The organism is Aeromicrobium sp., from assembly GCF_036676885.1.
Classification (GTDB): domain Bacteria; phylum Actinomycetota; class Actinomycetes; order Propionibacteriales; family Nocardioidaceae; genus Aeromicrobium.
In genome coordinates this window covers 1-18,773 of sequence record NZ_JAKFCB010000017.1, presented here as the reverse complement: position 1 = coordinate 18,773, position 18,773 = coordinate 1, and the positions used below count along the sequence as shown (strand labels likewise).

At 69.8% G+C, this 18,773-nt stretch carries 25 protein-coding genes; 12 read left to right on the top strand and 13 right to left on the bottom strand.

Annotation, left to right across the window (positions count from 1 at the left end):
* The first annotated feature begins 9 nt into the window (after positions 1-9).
* Both V6M46_RS00945 and V6M46_RS00940 read left to right on the top strand, forming a co-directional pair.
* Positions 10-801, top strand: coding sequence for a sulfurtransferase (locus V6M46_RS00945; RefSeq protein ID WP_332661806.1), 792 nt, complete (start codon positions 10-12; stop codon positions 799-801).
* 45 nt (positions 802-846) lie between these two features.
* Positions 847-1,857: an alpha/beta hydrolase family protein gene (locus V6M46_RS00940; RefSeq protein ID WP_332661805.1), complete on the top strand. Its 1,011-nt coding sequence runs from the start codon at positions 847-849 to the stop codon at positions 1,855-1,857.
* A gap of 10 nt (positions 1,858-1,867) precedes the next feature.
* Here V6M46_RS00940 and V6M46_RS00935 read toward each other — a convergent pair whose 3' ends face one another.
* Both V6M46_RS00935 and V6M46_RS00930 read right to left on the bottom strand, forming a co-directional pair.
* Positions 1,868-2,605, bottom strand: a complete 738-nt coding sequence (locus tag V6M46_RS00935; RefSeq protein WP_332661804.1) for an SRPBCC domain-containing protein — start codon at positions 2,603-2,605, stop codon at positions 1,868-1,870.
* Positions 2,602-2,922 (bottom strand): ArsR/SmtB family transcription factor, encoded by a 321-nt coding sequence (locus V6M46_RS00930; protein WP_332661803.1) that lies wholly within the window; start codon positions 2,920-2,922, stop codon positions 2,602-2,604. Before V6M46_RS00930 ends, V6M46_RS00935 begins: the two co-directional genes overlap by 4 nt.
* Before the next feature lie 79 nt (positions 2,923-3,001).
* On the opposite strand from V6M46_RS00930, the gene V6M46_RS00925 reads away from it, so the two are divergent.
* Positions 3,002-4,219 carry an Nramp family divalent metal transporter gene (locus V6M46_RS00925; RefSeq protein WP_332661802.1) on the top strand — a complete coding sequence of 406 codons (1,218 nt, stop codon included), beginning with the start codon at positions 3,002-3,004 and terminating at the stop codon, positions 4,217-4,219.
* Positions 4,220-4,274: 55 nt separating this feature from the next.
* Positions 4,275-4,664: a hypothetical protein gene (locus V6M46_RS00920; RefSeq protein WP_332661801.1), complete on the top strand. Its 390-nt coding sequence runs from the start codon at positions 4,275-4,277 to the stop codon at positions 4,662-4,664.
* A gap of 9 nt (positions 4,665-4,673) precedes the next feature.
* Here the strand turns inward: V6M46_RS00920 and V6M46_RS00915 are convergent, their stop codons facing one another.
* Positions 4,674-5,066, bottom strand: a complete 393-nt coding sequence (locus tag V6M46_RS00915) for a nuclear transport factor 2 family protein (RefSeq protein ID WP_332661800.1) — start codon at positions 5,064-5,066, stop codon at positions 4,674-4,676.
* A gap of 88 nt (positions 5,067-5,154) precedes the next feature.
* Between V6M46_RS00915 and V6M46_RS00910 the strand changes: the two genes are divergently transcribed.
* On the top strand, positions 5,155-5,532 hold the full coding sequence (locus tag V6M46_RS00910) for a winged helix-turn-helix transcriptional regulator (protein WP_332661799.1): 378 nt from the start codon (positions 5,155-5,157) through the stop codon (positions 5,530-5,532).
* A 62-nt stretch (positions 5,533-5,594) separates the two neighbouring features.
* Complete coding sequence (locus V6M46_RS00905) at positions 5,595-6,455, top strand: Fpg/Nei family DNA glycosylase (protein WP_332661798.1); 861 nt, start codon at positions 5,595-5,597, stop codon at positions 6,453-6,455.
* 1 nt (position 6,456) lies between these two features.
* Here the strand turns inward: V6M46_RS00905 and V6M46_RS00900 are convergent, their stop codons facing one another.
* On the bottom strand, positions 6,457-7,284 hold the full coding sequence (locus V6M46_RS00900; protein WP_332661797.1) for a DMT family transporter: 828 nt from the start codon (positions 7,282-7,284) through the stop codon (positions 6,457-6,459).
* Between the two features lie 62 nt (positions 7,285-7,346).
* Between V6M46_RS00900 and V6M46_RS00895 the strand changes: the two genes are divergently transcribed.
* Together V6M46_RS00895 and V6M46_RS00890 are read left to right on the top strand one after the other, a co-directional pair.
* On the top strand, positions 7,347-7,973 hold the full coding sequence (locus tag V6M46_RS00895) for a hypothetical protein (protein ID WP_332661796.1): 627 nt from the start codon (positions 7,347-7,349) through the stop codon (positions 7,971-7,973).
* 6 nt (positions 7,974-7,979) lie between these two features.
* Positions 7,980-8,813 (top strand): DUF72 domain-containing protein, encoded by an 834-nt coding sequence (locus V6M46_RS00890; protein WP_332661795.1) that lies wholly within the window; start codon positions 7,980-7,982, stop codon positions 8,811-8,813.
* Here V6M46_RS00890 and V6M46_RS00885 read toward each other — a convergent pair.
* The 4 genes from V6M46_RS00885 to V6M46_RS00870 all read right to left on the bottom strand — a co-directional run bounded on the left by V6M46_RS00885 (position 8,810) and on the right by V6M46_RS00870 (position 11,594).
* Positions 8,810-9,397, bottom strand: a complete 588-nt coding sequence (locus V6M46_RS00885) for a TetR/AcrR family transcriptional regulator (protein ID WP_332661794.1) — start codon at positions 9,395-9,397, stop codon at positions 8,810-8,812. The two genes, V6M46_RS00890 and V6M46_RS00885, sit on opposite strands and share 4 nt — an antisense overlap.
* Positions 9,394-10,122: an ABC transporter permease gene (locus V6M46_RS00880; protein WP_332661793.1), complete on the bottom strand. Its 729-nt coding sequence runs from the start codon at positions 10,120-10,122 to the stop codon at positions 9,394-9,396. The genes V6M46_RS00885 and V6M46_RS00880 overlap by 4 nt, the downstream gene beginning before the upstream one ends.
* Positions 10,119-10,841 (bottom strand): ABC transporter ATP-binding protein, encoded by a 723-nt coding sequence (locus V6M46_RS00875; protein ID WP_332661792.1) that lies wholly within the window; start codon positions 10,839-10,841, stop codon positions 10,119-10,121. Before V6M46_RS00875 ends, V6M46_RS00880 begins: the two co-directional genes overlap by 4 nt.
* A gap of 69 nt (positions 10,842-10,910) precedes the next feature.
* Complete coding sequence (locus V6M46_RS00870) at positions 10,911-11,594, bottom strand: helix-turn-helix transcriptional regulator (RefSeq protein WP_332661791.1); 684 nt, start codon at positions 11,592-11,594, stop codon at positions 10,911-10,913.
* Between the two features lie 91 nt (positions 11,595-11,685).
* On the opposite strand from V6M46_RS00870, the gene V6M46_RS00865 reads away from it, so the two are divergent.
* From V6M46_RS00865 to V6M46_RS00850, 4 genes are read left to right on the top strand one after another with little or no spacing between them, the layout of a single operon-like run.
* A complete protein-coding gene (locus V6M46_RS00865; protein WP_332661790.1) occupies positions 11,686-12,096 on the top strand; it encodes a hypothetical protein in 411 nt (136 codons plus the stop codon).
* On the top strand, positions 12,093-12,680 hold the full coding sequence (gene folE / locus V6M46_RS00860) for a GTP cyclohydrolase I FolE (RefSeq protein ID WP_332661789.1): 588 nt from the start codon (positions 12,093-12,095) through the stop codon (positions 12,678-12,680). The genes V6M46_RS00865 and folE overlap by 4 nt, the downstream gene beginning before the upstream one ends.
* Before the next feature lie 43 nt (positions 12,681-12,723).
* Positions 12,724-13,932: an NAD(P)/FAD-dependent oxidoreductase gene (locus V6M46_RS00855; protein ID WP_332661788.1), complete on the top strand. Its 1,209-nt coding sequence runs from the start codon at positions 12,724-12,726 to the stop codon at positions 13,930-13,932.
* Entirely contained in the window at positions 13,929-14,084 is a 156-nt protein-coding gene (locus V6M46_RS00850; protein ID WP_332661787.1) for a hypothetical protein, read from the top strand. Before V6M46_RS00855 ends, V6M46_RS00850 begins: the two co-directional genes overlap by 4 nt.
* Here the strand turns inward: V6M46_RS00850 and V6M46_RS00845 are convergent.
* The 5 genes from V6M46_RS00845 to V6M46_RS00825 all read right to left on the bottom strand — a co-directional run.
* Positions 14,063-15,196 (bottom strand): glycerate kinase, encoded by a 1,134-nt coding sequence (locus V6M46_RS00845; RefSeq protein ID WP_332661786.1) that lies wholly within the window; start codon positions 15,194-15,196, stop codon positions 14,063-14,065. The two genes, V6M46_RS00850 and V6M46_RS00845, sit on opposite strands and share 22 nt — an antisense overlap.
* On the bottom strand, positions 15,193-16,035 hold the full coding sequence (locus V6M46_RS00840; protein ID WP_332661785.1) for a sugar phosphate isomerase/epimerase family protein: 843 nt from the start codon (positions 16,033-16,035) through the stop codon (positions 15,193-15,195). Before V6M46_RS00840 ends, V6M46_RS00845 begins: the two co-directional genes overlap by 4 nt.
* Entirely contained in the window at positions 16,032-17,204 is a 1,173-nt protein-coding gene (locus V6M46_RS00835; protein ID WP_332661784.1) for a dihydrodipicolinate synthase family protein, read from the bottom strand. The genes V6M46_RS00840 and V6M46_RS00835 overlap by 4 nt, the downstream gene beginning before the upstream one ends.
* The gene (locus V6M46_RS00830; RefSeq protein ID WP_332661783.1) at positions 17,201-18,352 is read right to left on the bottom strand and encodes a Gfo/Idh/MocA family protein; all 1,152 of its coding nucleotides are present in this window, start codon (positions 18,350-18,352) and stop codon (positions 17,201-17,203) included. Before V6M46_RS00830 ends, V6M46_RS00835 begins: the two co-directional genes overlap by 4 nt.
* Before the next feature lie 6 nt (positions 18,353-18,358).
* The coding region (locus V6M46_RS00825; RefSeq protein ID WP_332661782.1) for an ATP-binding cassette domain-containing protein at positions 18,359-18,773 on the bottom strand (415 nt) is incomplete at its 5' end.

Genomic DNA, 18,773 nt, shown 5'->3' with positions numbered 1-18,773 from the left:
CCGGAGCTGATGTCGTCGACCGAGCGGGTGGTGCTGCTCGACGTACGTTGGAAGCTCGGCGGTCCTCCGGGTCGTGGGGAGTACCTCGCCGGCCACATCCCGGGCGCCGTGTTCGTGCCGCTCGAGACCGAGCTTGCGGCGCATGGCGAGCCGCAGGACGGCCGTCACCCGCTGCCGTCGATCGAGTCGCTGCAGGCCTCGGCCCGCCGGTGGGGCATCCGCGAGGGGGACTCGGTGGTCGCGTACGACGACAACGGCGGCCAGGCCGCGGCACGCGCGTGGTGGTTGCTCCGCTGGGCGGGGTTCGACGACGTGCGCCTGCTCGACGGCGGGCTCGGCGCCTGGGTCTCGGCCGGCGGCGCGCTCGCGACCGACGATGTCGTGCCCGAGCCGGGTGACGTGACCCTCGAGGCCGGACACCTCGCCACGATCGACATCGACGGTGCCGCGACGTACGCAGGTGTGCTGCTCGACGCGCGCGCGGCCGAGCGCTACGCCGGCGAGGTCGAGCCGATCGACCCGAAGGCGGGACACATCCCCGGCGCTGTCAGCGCGCCGACGACCGACAACCTCGACGGCGACGGTCGCTTCCGCCCGGCGGCCGAGCTGCGCCGCCGGTTCGAGGCGCTGGGCGTACGTGATGGAGCCGACGTCGCGACCTACTGCGGATCCGGCGTCACCGCCGCACACGAGGTCGTGGCCCTGGCGATCGCCGGCTTCGATGCTGCGCTCTACCCGGGATCGTGGTCGCAGTGGAGCAACCACGACGACCGACCCGTCGCCACCGGGACGGCTCCCTGACGGCGTGGCCTCCCGCTGTCGAGACTTTGGGGGGACGATGGGGAGGTGAGAGCAGCTCTCGCCGCAGCCATCGTCGTGACGCTCGTCGCCGCCGGGTGCACGGACGGTGACCAGCGCGCCGAGCCGCGACCGACTCGTACGACGTCGAGTGTCACGACGCCCACCCCCACGCCGAGCCCGACGCCGACGTACGACAGCCGCTCGTTGCCGGCGATGTTCGACGACGACATCACCGGGGGCGCGCTTCGGCGGGTCGGGCGGGCTCAGGACTTCGGTGCGTACACCCGCCAGGAGGTGCGCTACCGCAGTGGCGACCTGACGATCTCGGGACTGCTCCTCGTTCCCGACGGCAGAGGCCCGCACCCCGCCGTCGTCCTCAACCACGGCTACATCGAGCCCTCGGTCTACCGGACCGGCCAGGGCATGCAGCGGGAGCAGGACTACCTGGCCCGCGAGGGTTACGTCGTGCTGCACACGGACTACCGCGGACACGCCGGCTCCGACGACGTCGGCCGGGTCGAGCTGGAGCTGCGGCTCGGCTATGCGCGCGACTCGATCGCCGCCGTCAAGGCGTTGCGGGAGCTCGACGAGGTCGATCCCGAAAGGATCGGGATGCTCGGCCGTTCGATGGGTGGCGGGGTCACGATGAACGCGCTCGTCGCCGAGCCGGGCATCGTCAAGGCGGCGGTCGTCCATTCCTCGGTCAGCAGCCGGTTCATCGACAACTTCCGCCGCTGGACCGTGCCCAACCGTTCGGAGGCGGGCCGGACGATCGTCCGACGCTGGGGGAGCGTCGAGGACAATCCGAGGTTCTGGCGCGACCTCTCCTCACGGACGTACGCCGACCGCATCGAGGCCGACCTCCTGATGGTGCACGGCGCGCTCGATGACCAGTGCCCACTCCGCTGGGCGCGCGCCACGGAGCGCGCCTTCACGCAGGCCGGAGTCGACGTCGATCTCGTCGTCTACGACCGGGAGGGCCACACGTTCGTGGGTCAGTGGGCCCACAAGATGCGTCGGACGGTCGACTTCCTCGACGAGCGACTGGGCGTCTGACGCGTACGGGCTAGTGCCCGGGCACCACCACGTGCCACGGCCGGACCCGCAGCACGAGCAGGTCGCCCGCGACGGCGGGATCATCGTGCGCGGCGTCGACGTAGCCGGCCGCCTCGGCTGCCGGCACGCGGATGATCGTCTGGCCATGACCCGACGAGTCGGGCAACGGCCCGGCCGCGACGAGCACACCGTCGGCCTTGAGCTTTTCGATGAAGACGAGGTGCTCGGCGAACAGCGGATGCGCCAGGACCGAGCCCTCCGCAGCGAGCCCGGGCGTCGACTCGAGGATCAGCCAGACGTCCTGGTCCTCGTCCGAGGAGACCGGCAGCGCACCGCGGTAGGCGTCGAGCACACCGATCCAGCCGCCGCGGTAGTCCTCGCGGGCGTCGAGCGGCTCGGCGAACACCTCCCAGCCCGTGTGGGTCAGGCGTACCAGCGTGCGGTCGTCGGCGATCGGCACGAAGTCGACCGCGACGGTGCTCGCCCGGTCGGGCCCGTGGCCCGGGTGCCAGGTGAAGGTCAGGTTGCCGGGCGGCTCGGCGGCCAGCAGCGTGCCCCAGATCGCGGTCTCGCCGGTCGACGACGTCTCGACGATCTGGTCGCCGACGAATGCGACGGAATTGTCGTGCTCGAACACGGAGTGGCGCTGGAGCGGCCACCACTGATCGATCTGGTCGGTCCATGCCGCGTACGCGTCGGACGCTGACACCGGCACCACGATCTGGCGCACGATGGGGGGAATCGTCATGATGATGCTCCGTTCTCGAGGTGCTGCGCGAACGACGACAGCGCGTCGTCCCACGTCTCGGTGAGCCACACCTGCACGGCGGCGAGGCCACCGGGCGCGAGGGCATACAGGTTGCGGGTGCCGATGCTCGTGTGCTCGACGACGCCGGCGTTCTCCAGCACCCGCAGGTGTTTGCTGACCGCCGGACGGCCGATCGGCAGCTGGGCGGCGAGCTCGCCGACCGGGAGGGCGCCGTGGCCGAGCGTCTCGGTGATGCTGCGGCGCATGGGGTCGCCGAGCGCGTCGAGGATGGCGTGGGCTGCTGAATGGTTGCTCATGGGTAACGGTTACTCTAGAGCAACCATCGGCGGACGTCCAGTGTGCGACCCGACTGGGGCATGCGAGATGCTGTGCACCATGTTGGTGAAGAGCAAGCTGCCCCGCATCGGACTCCTCGGGCCTGCGTTCATCGCCGCCGTGGCGTACGTCGACCCGGGCAACGTCGCCACCAACGTGACGGCCGGCGCGGAGTTCGGCTACACCCTGGTCTGGGTCGTCGTGATGGCGAATGTCATGGCGGTGCTGGTGCAGTACCTCTCGGCCAAGCTCGGCATGGTCACCGGCCTGTCGCTCGCCGGCCACATGGGTCAGCGGCTCCCGACGGCGCCCCGCATCGCGTACTGGCTGCAGGCCGAGGCGATCGCGATCGCGACGGACATCGCGGAGGTCGTGGGCGGGGCGATCGCGCTCTACCTGCTGTTCGACCTGCCACTGGTGCTCGGCGCGATCATCACGGCCGCCGTGGCGATGGTCGTCCTGCGCATCGGCGACCTGCGCGGCCAGCAGACGCTCGAGCGTGTCATCGTCGGCTTCCTCGCGCTGATCGCGGTCGGCTTCATGGCCGGGCTGTTCGTCGACCCGCCCGAGGCCGGGCCCCTGGCCGGCGGTCTGCTGCCGTCGTTCGAGGGCACCGACAGTGTGCTGCTCGCGTCCGGCATCATCGGCGCCACGGTCATGCCGCACGTGATCTATCTGCACTCGAGCCTCACGATCACCCGCCTGGATCGGCGAGGCGAGGGCCTCACGGTGCGGGAGCTCTTGTCAGCCACGCGCACCGATGTCGTCCTCGCGCTGATCCTGGCCGGGGTTCTCAACCTGTCGCTGCTCGTGGTTGCCGCGTCCAGCCTCGACGGCCTGCCCGGCACCGACACGCTCCAGGGAGTGCATGCGGTCGTGACGTCGGAGCTCGGCGCCGGCGTCGCGTTGCTGTTCGCCGTCGCGCTGCTCGGCTCCGGGCTCGCGTCGACGTCGGTCGGCAGCGCGGCAGGCGCCGAGGTCATGAAGGGCCTGCTCGGCGTACGCCTGCCGGTCCTCGTCCGAAGGGTCGTGACGCTCATACCCGCGCTCGTCGTGCTGGCGCTCGGCGCCGAACCGAGTCGTGCACTGGTCATCTCCCAGGTCGTGCTCTCGATCGGCATCCCGTTCGCGCTGATCCCCCTCGTCGTCCTGACCGCTCGCCGCGACATCATGGGGGAGTACACCAACGCGCGACGCACGACGGCCGCCGCCTGCCTCGTCGCGGCGATCGTCATCGCGCTCAACATCTCGCTGCTCTGGCTGACGTTCACCGGTTGACTCAGTCGGCTGTACTGGCTGTCTCATGTGTGCCGGGTCGTGGTTGTATGCGGATATGGGCGAGCATCGCAAGAACTCCAAGAACGACCAGCGGGACCTCGACGCTGACGAGCGCGCCGACCGGGCCGACGACCGGGAGGTCGAGCTCGCCGCACGCGAGGGCCGCGTCGAGGCCCGCGAGGCCGCGCAGGAGGATCGCAAGGACAAGGAGCACGAGATCCTGGCTGCCGCCGAGGTCCGCGACGAGCAGGCAGATGCCCGTGACGACGACGCGGACGGTCGTGACTCCGTCGCCGACCTGCACTCGTTCCTCCACGACCAGGCTTACGGTGCCAACATCCAGGCGCGGCGGTCTGCGGCCCTTGACCGCTCGTCATCGAAGTCCGACCGGAACTCGTCCTCCGACGACCGCTCCAAGCTCACCTCGGACGACACCGACGAGTGATGCCGTGCGTCAGGCCCAGAACTCGTCCTCGACGGACTGGTCAGCGGAGTAGAGCCAGACCTCGCGGATCAGTCCGTCCTCAACGCGGAACACGTCGACACCGGCCATGTCGAGTGGCGCCCGACCTTCGCGGGTGGCCGAGAACGAGACCAGCACGGCGACGTACGCGCCGTTGACCATCGGCGGTGCTGACTTGCTGAGGGCGAACGTGCCGCCACTGCGCTCCATGAAGCCGCCGAGGAGTGCCATGACGGCGTCCTGGCCGACATGGTCACCTGACAGCGGGTGGTCTCCCGGCTGGTGCCAGACCGCGTCGGCATGCAGGGCGGCCGCGAGACCAGGCATGTCGCCGGAGGTCAGGGCCCTGTCGTAGGTCATGTATGCGTCGATGGGGTGGGTCATGGAAGTTCCTCTCCGTGAGCCGGGCGGCTCGTCACGAGCGACGGTAACGATTGGTAACCTGTTACCTCAACGTAACCAAGGGAATCCCATGACTGATCCTCCTGACTGGAACGTCTTCGTCCGCACCTGCCCGTCCCGGACCTCGCTCGCCGAGATCGCCAACAAGTGGACGGCGATGATCGTGATCGTCCTCGAACCAGGACCGCTGCGCTTCACCGAGATCCGCGCTGCGGTCGACGGAATCAGCGGCAAGGTGCTCTCGGAGACACTGCGGCGTCTCGAGCGTGACGGACTTGTCGAGCGCCGGTCGTATGACCGCATGCCGCCGCACGTCGAGTACGAGCTCACCCCGCTGGGCCACTCCTTGCAGGCACCACTCGACGCGCTCAGGGTGTGGGCCGAGGCTCACATCGAGAAGGTGCTCGATGCTCGTGAGGGGTACGACGACCGGATGGCCCGGAGGTGAGCCGCCGGTTCGACCGCGGTCCGGCTCTGGAGAACTTGCCCGGCAACCCCGATCATTGACCCATGCCTGAGCTTCCCGAGGTCAATGCGTTGGTCGAGTTCCTCGACAAGGAGACCGCCGGCGCCGTCGTGGTCGGCATCGAGCTGGCGTCGTTCGCGGTCCTGAAGACGTTCGACCCGCCGGTCGCGGCGCTGTCGGGACTCGCCGTCACGGGGGTCAGCCGGCACGGCAAGTTCATCGACATCGACGTCGACGGCATCCACATCGTCGTCCACCTCGCCAAGGCGGGCTGGCTCCGTTGGTCGAACCAGCTCCCCGACACCAAGCTCAAGCTCGGTGCCAGCAACATCGCCGCCCGCGTACGCCTCGACCGCGGCGACGGCCCGCACATCGGCTTCGACGTCACCGAGGCCGGCACCCGCAAGGGTCTCGCGATGTATGTCGTGCGCGACCCGTCGGAGGTGCCCGGCATCGCGGCGCTCGGGCCCGAGCCGCTCGAGCCGGGCTTCGAGCTGCGCCCGCTGCTCGCCCGCCGCATGCAGGTCAAGCGCCTGCTGCGTGACCAGAAGATCATCGCCGGGGTCGGCAACGCCTACAGCGACGAGATCCTGCATGCCGCGAAGCTGTCGCCGTTCGCGATCGCCGAGAACCTCAAGGACGACGAGATCGTACGCCTGGAGGCGGCGGTGCAGGAGATCCTCCGCGAAGCCGTCGAGGAGGCGCGGGGCAAGCCGGCCGAGGAGCTCAAGGACGACAAGCGCACCCGGATGCGGGTGCACGGACGTACCGGCGAGAAGTGCCCCGTGTGCGGCGACACGGTCCTCGAGGTGACCTACTCGCAGTCCGCGCTGCAGTACTGCCCGACGTGCCAGACCGGCGGCAAGCCGCTGAAGGACCGTACGACGAGCAAGTTCCTCAAGTAGGTCAGCCGGCCGCGACGAGGGCGACTGCGACGGCGGCGAAGACCAGCCCGACGCCCTGCCAGCCGTGGATCTTCTCGCGCAGCAGCACCGAGGCCAGCAGCACGGTGCTTGCCGGGTAGAGCGACGAGATGACCGACACGATCGACAGCAGGCCGTGGTGCGTGGCGTAGAGGAAGGCGCCCTGGGCCGTCGCGCCGAGCGGGCCCATCACGAGGGCACCCCAGACCTTGCGGCCGCGCGGCACCCAGGCATGCCCCAGCGCGGTGGCGGTGATGATGACGCTGAGCACCGAGGTGATCTGGGAGAGCGCCAGGGGGTAGAGGCCCGCATCGTCCCCGATCTGGCCGAGGAACGTGAACAGCAGGCCGAACCCGACGCCGGCGAGGATGCCGTCGATCACTCCGCCCTTGTGCGCGGGGTTGTCGTCGACGACGCGTGAGATCAGGACGATCGCCGGGAAGGCGAACACCACCCCGAGCATCGCCATCACGGACGGACGGTCGCCGGTCGACAGTCCCACGACCACGGGGATCAGGGCCGTGCCGATCGCCGAGATCGGGGCGACGACACCCATCCGGGCGGTCGCGAGACCGCGGTAGAGGAACGCCACACCGAACCCGCCGCCGAGCCCGGCGAGCGAGCCGTACATCAGGTCGGTGCTGGTCGGTGAGCCGGCGATGATGACCGCGGCGAGCAGGCTGAGGATGCCCGAGGAAGTCTGTCCCACGATGGCGACCTGCCAGGCGGACGACCGCTTCGCGAAGATCCCGCCGAGGAAGTCCGAGACGCCGTAGGCCAGCGCCGACAACAAGGAGAGAGCAATGGCCACCAGCGCAGCCTAGACGGTGCTCGAGACAGGCGAGGTGTGGCGCTGCTACGTACGATTGACGCATGAAGTTCGCTCGTGGGTTCGGGGCGCAGGCCAACTCGGCTGTCGGCGGGTTCGCGTCCCGTGTCGACGACCAGACCGGCGAGGTGGCGCACCGCGTCGCCAACGTGATTGCCGTCGCGGTCCGCGTGCTGCGACTGCCGACCGCGATCGTGCTCGTCGTCCCGCTGCCGTTCATCCTGGCGACGGTCGCGCTCGGCCTGGTCGCCGACGGTGGCGTACGCATCGTGGTCCTCGGGGCCGGACTGCTGATGGCCGCGATCAGCGGCGCGTTCTGGGCGCGCCGGCGCGGCATCCTGCGGGCCGTCGAGGAGCCGGACCAGCTCGCCACCGAGCTCGGCATCGCGATCAGCCTCAGCGACAAGGTCGACGAAACCCGTGGCGCGTTGGAGCGCATCGGCGGCGGAGGGGGATGGCGCATCTTCGATCGCCTCAAGGGGGCCTGGGGCGGCATGGCGATGACCGGCCGGTGGATCGACGACGTCGGTGACCTGCCCCGCGCGCGCTACTTCGTGCCGCCCAAGATCGGCACCTCCGTCACGATCACGATCGCTGCCCTCTGGCTCGTGCCGATCTCGGTCGTCGTCGCGCTGTTCGCCCTGATCGGGACGATCGCCGGATCGCTCTGACCTCCCGTGTCCGGCACGGTCAGGATCGGGATCTCCGGATGGACGTACGCGCCGTGGCGCAAGGTCTTCTATCCCGAAGGCCTTCGGCAGAAGGACGAGCTCGAGTACGCCGCGAGCCGGATGACCAGCATCGAGATCAACGGCTCGTTCTACTCGTTGCAGCGTCCGGAGAGCTACCGGGCCTGGCGTGAGCGGACTCCCGAGGGCTTCGTCTTCGCCGTCAAGGGCGGCCGGTTCATCACGCACATGAAGAAGCTCGCGGACGTCGACGTGCCGCTGGCGAACTTCTTCGCGTCGGGCCCCTTGGCGCTCGGCGACAAGCTCGGGCCGGTGCTGTGGCAGCTCCCGCCGACGCTGGGCTTCGATGCCGAACGCCTGGAGCACTTCTTCGACCAGCTGCCCCGCACGACGAACGCCGCCGCCGAGCTGGCGAGCCGCCACGACGAACGCGTCGCCGGCCGGGCCCATCTGGAGGTCACGAGCGAGCAGGAGATCCGGCACGCCGTCGAGGTCAGGCACGACTCGTTCCTGGTGCCGGAGTTCCTCACCCTGCTCCGCGACAACGCGATCGCGCTGGTCGTCGCCGACACCGCCGGCAGGTGGCCGCTCATCCGGGACGTCACGACCGACTTCGCGTACGTACGCCTGCACGGTGACTCCGAGCTCTACGCGAGCGGCTACTCCGACGAGGCGCTCGACGAGTGGGCGGCGCTGCTGCGCGGCTGGGCGGAGGAGGGCAAGGACGTCTACGCGTACTTCGACAACGACATCAAGGTCCGTGCGCCGTTCGACGCCATGGCCCTGATCGAGCGACTCGCCGACCTCGGGCCTGCAGGCTAGGAGTCGATCAGGACCTGCATCCCGGGGGCGTACAGGCGGACGACCTCGTCGATCGGGGCGTCGGCGAGCGGGGAAAGTCGCACGACATAACGCATCGTCGCCATGCCGATCAGCTGACTGGCGATGAGTGAGGCACGCAGCTCGCGGTCGTCGCCGTCGAGCACCTCCAGGAGCGCCGCGATGAGGATGTTCCGGGCGATCTGCAGCATGGGCGCCTGGGAGTCGCCGGATCCCAGGGTCGTACGGATCATCGAGCTGAAGACGTCGCGATGCGGGTCCCACGCGCCGAGGAAGGTCCGCAGCAGGCGCTCGGCCATGCCGTCGGGACCGTCCTTGATGACCAGGGCGATCTTCTCGATCGGGTTGACCGGCAGCTCCATCGTCGCGACGAGGAGGCCCGACTTGTCACCGAAGTAGTGGCTGATCAGGCTCACGTCCACGCCGGCCTCGCGCGCGATCGCCCGCATCGACGTGCCGCCGAACCCCTGTGCGGCGAACTGGGCGCGGGCGGCATCGAGGATCGCAGCACGGCGATCGGCCGCGTCACCGGCGGGCGGGCGTCCCCGCGTTCGCTTCACGGTCATGGGGTCCGCCTCCGCAGAGTCAGCGAGGCGCCGGCAAGGGCGAGCACGCAGCAGCCGATCAAGATCACGAGGTCCTTGCTCAGTGTCGAGGTGAAGTTGCTCGTCGACCCTAGCTCGGTGAAGGCGTCGGCCGCATAGCTCAGCGGCAGTACGTCGGAGAGTCGACGCAGGACCTCGGGCATCGAGTCGCGTGGCACCAGCAGCCCGCAGAGCAGCAGCTGCGGGATCACGACGAGCGGCATGAATTGCACCGCCTGGAACTCGGTGACCGCGAACGCCGACATCAGGAGTCCGAGCGCCGTGCCGAGCACCGCATCCGTGACGGCGAACAGGACGATGGCCCACGGGGTGTTGACGTCCATGTCGAGCAGCCAGATCGCGACCGTCGAGGTGACGAGTGACTGCACGAGGGCGGCCGTGCCGAACGCCAGACCGTAGCCCAGGATCAGCTCGCCGCGCCTGAGCGGCGTCGTCAGCAGACGCTCGAGCGTGCCGGACGTACGCTCGCGCACCATCGTCACCGAGGTCACGAGGAACATCACGATGAACGGGAAGATGCCGAGCATCTGCGGGCCGACCCGGTTGAACACGGCGGGGCTGCCGTCGAAGACGTACTTGAACATCCACAGCAGGAGCGAGGGCAGGACGACGATCATCGCGACGCTGCGGGGATCGTGACTCAACTGCTGGAGCACGCGACGGCTCGTGGCGAGGGTCCGCGTCATGACGCGCCCTTCCCTTCGGCCAGCACGAGGAACGCGCGCTCGAGGTCGTCCTCGCCGGTGTCCCGGCGCAGCTCGTCGGGCGTCGCGTCGGCGATGATCCGGCCTTCGCGCATCAGGAGCACGCGGTCGCAGCGGCCGGCCTCGTCCATGACGTGGCTCGACACCAGCAGGGTCTTGCCCTGCGATGCGAGCCGCGCGAAGAGCTGCCACAGATCGCGGCGGAGGACCGGGTCAAGGCCTACCGTCGGCTCGTCGAGCAGGTAGACATCCGGGTCCGCCAGCAGCGCTGCGGCCAGGGAGACCCGCGTGCGCTGGCCGCCCGACAGGTCTGCGACCAGCGCGTCGGTCTTGTCCGAGAGCCCCACGTCATCGATCGCCTGGAACATCGCAGCATCGTCGCTTCCGCTGAGGACGGCGAAGTAGCGGAGGTTCTGCAGGACGGTCAGGTCGGGATAGACCGAGTCGGACTGCATGACGTATCCGACCCGCGCCCGGGCGGCGGGGGTGCCGGCTGGGCCGCCGAGCACCGTGACGGTGCCGGACCTGATGATCTGGATGCCGGCGATCGCGCGGATGAGCGTCGTCTTGCCGCAGCCGCTGGGCCCCAGCAGCCCGGTGACGGACCCGGACGGCACCGACACCGTGAGGTCGGGGATCACGGTGTTCTTCCCGCGGATCACGGTGAGGCGGTCGACCGCGATGGCCGGGCTATTCAACATACGTTGAATATATGTCGTGAGGGTCGGTGCGTCAACCCGGCACCCAGCCGCCGTCCCCGGAGCCCGCGGTCAGCGCTGGGCAAGCACGACGCAGCACCGCTGGTCATCCGGCTCGAGGTGGCACTCCAGCTCGTCCGGGCCGACCTCGTCGACGAGCGCCTGGAGGAGTGCGAGGTTCATCCCGCACACCATCTCGGTGTGGCTCGCGGCGAGGGTGTGGAACGGACAGTTCGCGAGGATCACGCGCTGCGCGTCCTCGCGCGGCTCGTAGCCGTGCTGCGCGAGCACCCGCATCGCCAGCGCCAGCGGGTTGTCCCCGGCGTCATCGGCCAGGGCGGCCTGCGCCCACTCGCGACCTTGCTGAGCCGCCTCCTGGTGGAGCGCCTCGATCGGGGATCCGCCCGTACGCGCGGACGTCGCCACGGCCGCGGCCAGGAGCTGCCCGGCGATCTCGTACTCCCGGCCGGGGAGCGAGACGCTGATGTCCTCGGGCGCGCGCCGGTAGAGCTTCGCGGGCCGGCCGGCTCCCGGCCCGGAGCGGCCCGTCAGGCGGGCGAACTCAGCCGTGAGCAGCCCCTCGGCCTCCAGTCGGTCCAGGTGGAACTTCGCCTTGTGAAGGGGTACGCCGAGGGCATCAGCCGCCTCGTCGCGGCTCACCGCGTACGGCTTGGCGCACACGTAGAGGTAGAGGTCCCGCCGCAGGGGGTCGCCGAGTGCACCGATGCTCGCGACGCGTTCGGCGAAGTCTGCCACGGCATGCCTTTCTAAAGGAGAAACATCTTGACGTAAGACGACCAACGTCTCTACAGTCAACATTATTGTTCTTTAGAAAGGGTGACAACCCATGACCTCCCTCAACCTCAAGGCCGATCCCACGTATCGCGCCTTCTTCCTGCTCCGCTCGGTCTTCACGATCGCCCCGATCGCGTTCGGGCTCGACAAGTTCACGAACCTCCTCACCGACTGGTCGATCTACCTCGCCCCATGGATCAACGACATCGTGCCCGGCAGCGCCGACGAGGCGATGTACGCCGTGGGTGTCATCGAGATCGCCGCCGGTCTGCTCGTCGCGGTCATGCCGCGGCTGGGTGCGTACGTCGTCGCCGGGTGGCTGCTCGGCATCATCGTCGACCTGCTGACGCTCCAGGACTTCTACGACGTCGCCCTGCGTGACTTCGGCCTCCTCGTCGGTGCGCTCGCGCTCGCGCAGCTGGCGGAGGCGCGGGGCCACGGCCTGCTCCGCCGGTCGTCATGACGCAGGTGTTCGAGCTGGAGCGCGAGCTCGCGTCGCCGGCGGTGGACCTCGCCACCGCGACGCGCGCGGCACGCGACTTCCTCGCCGCGCTCGGCGTGCCCTGTGACACCGAGAGCACGGAGCGGACCCCGCGGCGGATGGCCGAGGCGTACGCGGCGATGCTGACGTCCCGGCCGTTCGAGGCGACGACCTTCCCGAACGACGAGGCGTACGACGAGCTCGTCGTGGTGAGGTCGATCCCGGTCCAGTCCGTGTGCGAGCACCACTTCCTGCCGTTCACCGGCGTGGCCCACGTGGGCTACCTGCCGGGCAGCCGGATCGTCGGGCTGTCCAAGCTCGCCCGGGTCGTGGAGATGTACGCCAGGCGCCCGCAGGTCCAGGAGCGGCTGACCCAGCAGATCGCCGACTGGGTCGACCTGCACCTCGATCCACAGGGGGTCGGCGTCGTGATCGAGGCCGAGCATGCCTGCATGACGCTGCGTGGCGTCCAGGTCGCCGGGACGACCACCAGCACCTCGGCACTACGCGGGCAGCTGCGGGAGAGCCCGGCGTCACGCGCCGAGTTCCTCGCCAGCGTCAGGTGATGCGCAGTTCAATGGACTTGTCGACCGAGCCAAGGAGACCAGCATGAGCGCCACATCGTCCATCGTCATCGTCGGGGGCGGCCACGCCGGAGGCAAGGCCGCGATCGCCCTGCGCGCCGAGGGCCACACGGGTCCGATCACGATCGTCGGCGAGGAGAACCATCCGCCGTACGAGCGCCCGCCGCTGTCCAAGGAGTACCTCCAGGGCGAGTCGGAGGCCGACGCGATGCTGCTCGAGCCGGCCGACTGGTACGCCGAGCACGACATCACGCTCCTGCAGGGCGTCACGGCGACGCGGATCGACGCCGAGGCCAGGCGCGTGCATCTCGACCAGGGCGAGCCGCTGCCGTACGACCTGCTGCTGCTCGCAACCGGGGCGACCCCGCGACGGCTCGACATCCCCGGGGCCGAGCTCGCACTGACGCTGCGTCGCGTCGAGGACAGCGACGCGCTCCGCGAGGCGTACGAACGGTCCGGGTCTGTCGTCATCATCGGTGGCGGCTGGATCGGACTCGAGACCGCTGCCGCCGCCCGCAAGGCCGGGCTCGACACGACGGTGCTCGAGTTCGCTCCACTGCCACTGCAGGCCGCCCTGGGCGACGAGCTGGGCAGCTACTTCGCGGAGCTGCACCGACGCAACGGCGTCGACCTGCGGACGTCCGCCGCCGCCGAGGCGATCTCCGGCACCGGCCCGTACGTCGTGCGAAGCGGTGGTGACGAGATCACGGCGGACCTGGTCGTGATGGGCGTCGGCGCAGCACCCAGCACCGCGCTCGCCGAGGCGGCCGGCCTCGCGGTCGACAACGGCATCACGGTGGACGAGTCGTTCCGCACGAGCGACCCGGCGATCTATGCGATCGGCGATGTCGCGAATGCGCAGAACACGGCGCTCGGCACGCGGCTGAGGGTCGAGCACTGGGACAACGCGATCAAACAGGGCGAGGCCGTCGCGAAGGTCATGCTGGGGCAGCCGGTGACCTACGACTGGCAGCCGTACTTCTACACGGATCAGTTCGACCTCGGGATGGAGTACGTCGGCCGTGGCGGCTCCTCGAACGACGTCGTGATCCGCGGCGACAAGGACGACGGCGAGTTCATCGCGTTCTGGCTCGACGGCGACCGGGTCACGGCCGGCATGAACGTCAACATCTGGGACGTCACCGAGGACATCCGCGCCCTGATCGGGCGTAGCGTGGATCGTGCGAGGCTCGCCGACCCCGGTGTGCCACTCACCGAGGTGGTGGAGTCATGACACCCGACAAGGACCGATTCAAGCAGCTCCCCAAGCCCGTACGCCTCGAGGACACCGTGACGACATCCGACACCGATCCGGTGCCGGATCCCGAAGGTGGCCGCGACACCGAGCGTGACTTCCTCATCCGCTACGGGCTCGGCGGCCTCTGACGCAGCCGCCGGGCGAGCTCGGCGCCGACGTCCTCCAACAGTGAGGCGGCCTCGGTGAAGCAACGCTGCTGGTCCGGCTCGCGCTGATCGAGGGCGAGCACCGCGGTGACGCCCGCACTGCGCCACTGCTCGGGTGTCAGCTGACTGCGACCGCACACGACGTACGTCGGCAGGCCGGCTTCACGGGCCATCGCCGCGACGCGTGCGGGCGCCTTGCCGCTCAGGGTCTGCTCGTCGAACGATCCCTCGCCCGTCACGACGATGTCGGCCGAGCCCAGCGCGGCTGACAGGCCGACGATCTCGAAGACCAGGTCGGCGCCCGGCCGCAGGGTGGCTCCGAGCAGGGCGAGGGCGCCGAAGCCCACCCCGCCCGCCGCACCGGCGCCCCGGACATCTCGATGATCGGTGCCGGTCAAGGACGTGACCAGCCCGGCCCAGTGCCGCAGCCCGGCCTCCAGCCTGATGACGTCCCACGGCGACGCACCCTTCTGCGGGCCGTAGACCTCGGCGGCTCCGCGCGGACCCAGCAGCGGGTTGTCGACGTCGCACGCGATCGTGATGCTCACCTCGGCGAGCCGTCGGTCCAGCGCCGACGTGTCGACCGACGCCACGTCGATGAGGGCGCCGCCGCCGTCAGGGAGGTCGTCGCCCATCGCGTTGCACAGCCTGACGCCGAGGGCCTGCAGCATTCCCGCGCCGCCGTCCGTCGAGGCGCTCCCGCCGATGCCGACGACCAGCTTCTTGCAGCCGGCCTCGATCGCCGCGGCCATCACGACGCCGAGCCCGCGGCTCGACGCGTTGAGCGGCGCCGGGGGGCCGGCCAGCCGTTCGATCCCACAGGTGCCGGCCAGCTCGACGACAGCCGTGTCGGTGCGCCGGGCATACGCCGTCATGACCGCCTCGCCGGTCGGGCCGACGGCCTCGACGGGTGTCCGCGTGAATCCGCCGTCGACCGCTGCCTCGACGGTGCCGTCACCTCCGTCCGCGACGGGCAGGCGTACGACCTCGAGGTCCGGGCGGGCGCGCAGCAAGCCGCGCGACACGGCACCGGCGACCTCGGAAGCGGTCAAGGAGCCCTTGAACTTGTCCGGCGCCAGGAGGACCCGGGTCACAGGAACGGCGCGATGAGCTCGAGGTAACGCTGGCTCATCCTGGCGAGCACCTCGTCCCCTGGCGTGGCCCAGATGTCGGCGTTGAAGATCTCGACCTCGATGTCGCCGGTGTAGCCCGCCGCGGCCACGGCGGACGTGAACGTCGGGAAGTCGATGTGACCGTCGCCCATCATGCCGCGCCCCAGCAGGGTGTCGGCCGGCAGCGGGGTGATCCAGTCGCAGACCTGATAGCTCACGATCCGGTCGCCGGCGCGGGCGATCTGGTCCTCGACCGACGGTTCCCACCACAGGTGATAGGTGTCGACGACGACCCCGACGTCGGACGGGTCGAAGTCCTCGGCGATGTCCAAGGCCTGCCGCAGCGTCGAGACGACACCGCGGTCGGCGGCGAAGATCGGGTGCATCGGCTCGATCCCGAGCGTCACACCGCGCGACCTTGCATGGGGGACCAGCTCGGCGATCGCCTCGGCGGCCCGTGCGCGGGCGCCCGCCAGGTCGGTGTCGCCTGGGGGGAGACCACCGGGCACCAGCACCAACGTCCGGGCGCCGAGGGTCGCGGCCTCGTCGATCGCCGTCAGGTTGTCGGCGTGAGCCGCTGCGCGGGCGGCCGGCTCGCTGACGGTGAAGAACCCGCCGCGGCACAGCGACGAGACGCGGAGGCCGGACTCGGCGATCCACTTGGCAGCGACCTCGAGCCCGACGTCGGCGACCGGCTCTCGCCACAGCCCAATCGAGGACAGCCCGGCCGCCAGCGTGCCGTCGATCGCCTCGCGCAGCGTCCACTCCGCGGTCGTGCGCTGGTTGAGCGAGAGCCGGGCCAGGGCAGGGTCGGACCTCATCGGGTCACCCCGGCCGAGGTCAGCAGTGTCGTGAGGCGGTGTGCGGCAAGGTCGGGATCAGCCAGCAGCCGGCACTCGTTGGCCAGCTCGATCACGCGTACGAGATGCGGAATGCTCCGCGCGGACTGCATGCCACCGACCATCGTGAATCCGTCCTGATGGCCGTTGAGCCAGGCCAGGAACGCGATCCCGGTCTTGTAGTGGAACGTGGGCGCCTCGAAGATGTGCCGGGACAGCGCCAGCGTCGGGGCGAGCTCTGCGTCGTACGTCTCGATGTCGCCGGCGTCGAGCGCGGCGAGTGCTGCCGAGGCGGCCGGGGCGATGGCGGCGAACGCGCCGAGCAGCGCGTCGGAGTGATGCGTGCCGTCACCGCGGATGAGCGCGGGGTAGTTGAAGTCGTCGCCGGTGTATAGCCGCACGCCCTCGGGCAGCGCGGCCCGCAGCGACACCTCGTGCTCGGCGGAGAGCAACGAGACCTTGACGCCGTCGATCCGGTCGGCATGATCGCGTACGAGGCCCAGGAACGTCGCCGTGGCAGTCGGTACGTCCGTCGAGCCCCAGTAGCCCTTGAGGTGGGGGTCGAACATGTCGCCCAGCCAGTGCAGGATCACCGGCTCGCTGACCTGGCGCAGCAGCTCGTCGTAGACACGGCGGTAGTCGTCGGCGCTGACGGCGAGCTGGGCGAGCTGCCGCGACGCCATGATGATGACTTGTGAGCCGGCCTGCTCGACCGCCTCGATCTGCTCGGCGTACGCCGCGATGACCTCGTCGATCGTGCCGATCGTCAGGTGGTGGTCCGTGCCGGCGCCCGACGCGATGCGCGCGCCGGCCTCCTTGGCGACGGCAGCGCTGCGGGTGATGAGCTCGCGGGCGACGTCCCAGTTGAGTCCCATGTTGCGCTGTGCAGTGTCCATCGCCTCGGCGACCCCGAAGCCGTAGCTGAACAGGTGCCGGCGAAACGCCAATGTCGCATCCCAGTCGAGCACGGCGGGGGCGCCTGGCGTGTTGTCGGCGAGCGGATCGGCCACCACGTGGGCGGCGGCGAACGCGATGCGGCTGTCGTACGGGTGGGGGTGCTCGGCCCAGTCACGAGGCTCCAGCAGCGTCAGCGAACGCCACCCGCCGTGCGCATCCGGCACCGCCAGCGTCGACTGCCCGGTGACCGTCACAGCGTGATCCGATCGAGCTCGACGCGCCGCCCCTCCGCGGATGACTTCAGGGCCGCCTCGACCAGATGGAGGCCGCGGGCGCCGGAGAGCATGTCGTACTGGTGCGGCCGGCCGGCGTCGACGTCGCGCAGGTAGTCCTCCCACTGGGCGCGGAAGCCGTTGGGGAACTCCTGGTTGTCGGGCACCGGCGCCCACTGGGCGCGGAAGTCGAGGTCCGTCGGCAGGTCGGGGTTCCAGACCGGCTTGGGCGTACGTACGCTCGGCTGGATCCGGCACTCGAACAGGCCGGCAACGGCCGAGCCGTCGGTGCCGTCGACCTGGAACTCCACGAGCTCGCCACGGTCGACGCGTACGGCCCACGAGGAGTTGATCTGCGCGATGATGTCGCCCTCGAGCTCGAAGATGCCGTATGCCGCGTCGTCCGCCGTCGCGGCATACTTCTCGCCGCGCTCGTCCCACCGCTCGGGGATGTGGGTGACCGCCTTGGCGATCACGGAACGGACCGGACCGAAGAGGTTCTCCAGGACGTAGTTCCAGTGGCAGTACATGTCGAGGACCATCCCGCCGCCGTCTTCCGCGCGGTAGTTCCAGCTGGGTCGCTGGGCGGGTTGGACGTCGCCCTCGAAGACCCAGTAGCCGAACTCGCCCCGCACCGACAGGATGCGGCCGAAGTAGCCGGCGTCGATGAGCCGCTTGAGCTTGACCAGGCCGGGCAGGTAGAGCTTGTCGTGCACGACCCCGCTGATGACTCCCGCGGACGCGGCCGCCTGGGCCAGCTCGAGGCCTTCGCCGACGCTCTCGGCGATGGGCTTCTCGGTGTAGATGTGCTTGCCGGCGGCCAGGGCCTTGAGGATCGACTTCTTGCGCTCCGACGTCACCTGGGCGTCGAAGTAGATCGTCGCCGTGGTGTCGGCCAGCGCCTCGTCGAGATCTGTCGTGAACTCGCGGACGCCGTGCTTGGCGGCCAGCTCGGCGAGCTTCTCGCGATTGCGGCCCACCAGGATCGGCTCGACCTGGAGCCGCGAGCCGTCGGCCAGCTCGACCCCGCCGTCGTCACGGATGGCCAGGATCGAGCGCACCAGGTGCTGGCGGTATCCCATCCGGCCGGTGATGCCGTTCATGATGATGCGTACGGTGCGTGGAGCCACGGTGGTCTACCTGTCCTTCGATGTCGCGGTGACGGAACGCGCGCCGCCGAGATACAGCGCGCTCAGCTGGGGATCGGCGAGCAGCTCCGGCGCCGGGCCGGAGATGTGCACCTTGCCGAGGTCGAGCACGCAGCCGATGTCGGCCGTCTCCAGCGCTCGCCGGGCGTTCTGCTCCACGAGGAGCACGGCAGTGCCGGCGTCGCGCATGCGGACGACCTGCTCGAACACCGTGCTGGTGGTCTTGGGATCGAGGCCCATCGACGGCTCGTCGAGCAGCACGACCTTGGGGCTGACCATGAGGGAGCGGGCGAACTCGACCTGCTTCTGCTGGCCGCCGGACAGCAGGCCCGCCAGCGCCTTCCAGCGTTCGCCGACGACCGGAAACAGGGAGCGGACGAAGTCGACCCGCTCGGTGATCAGC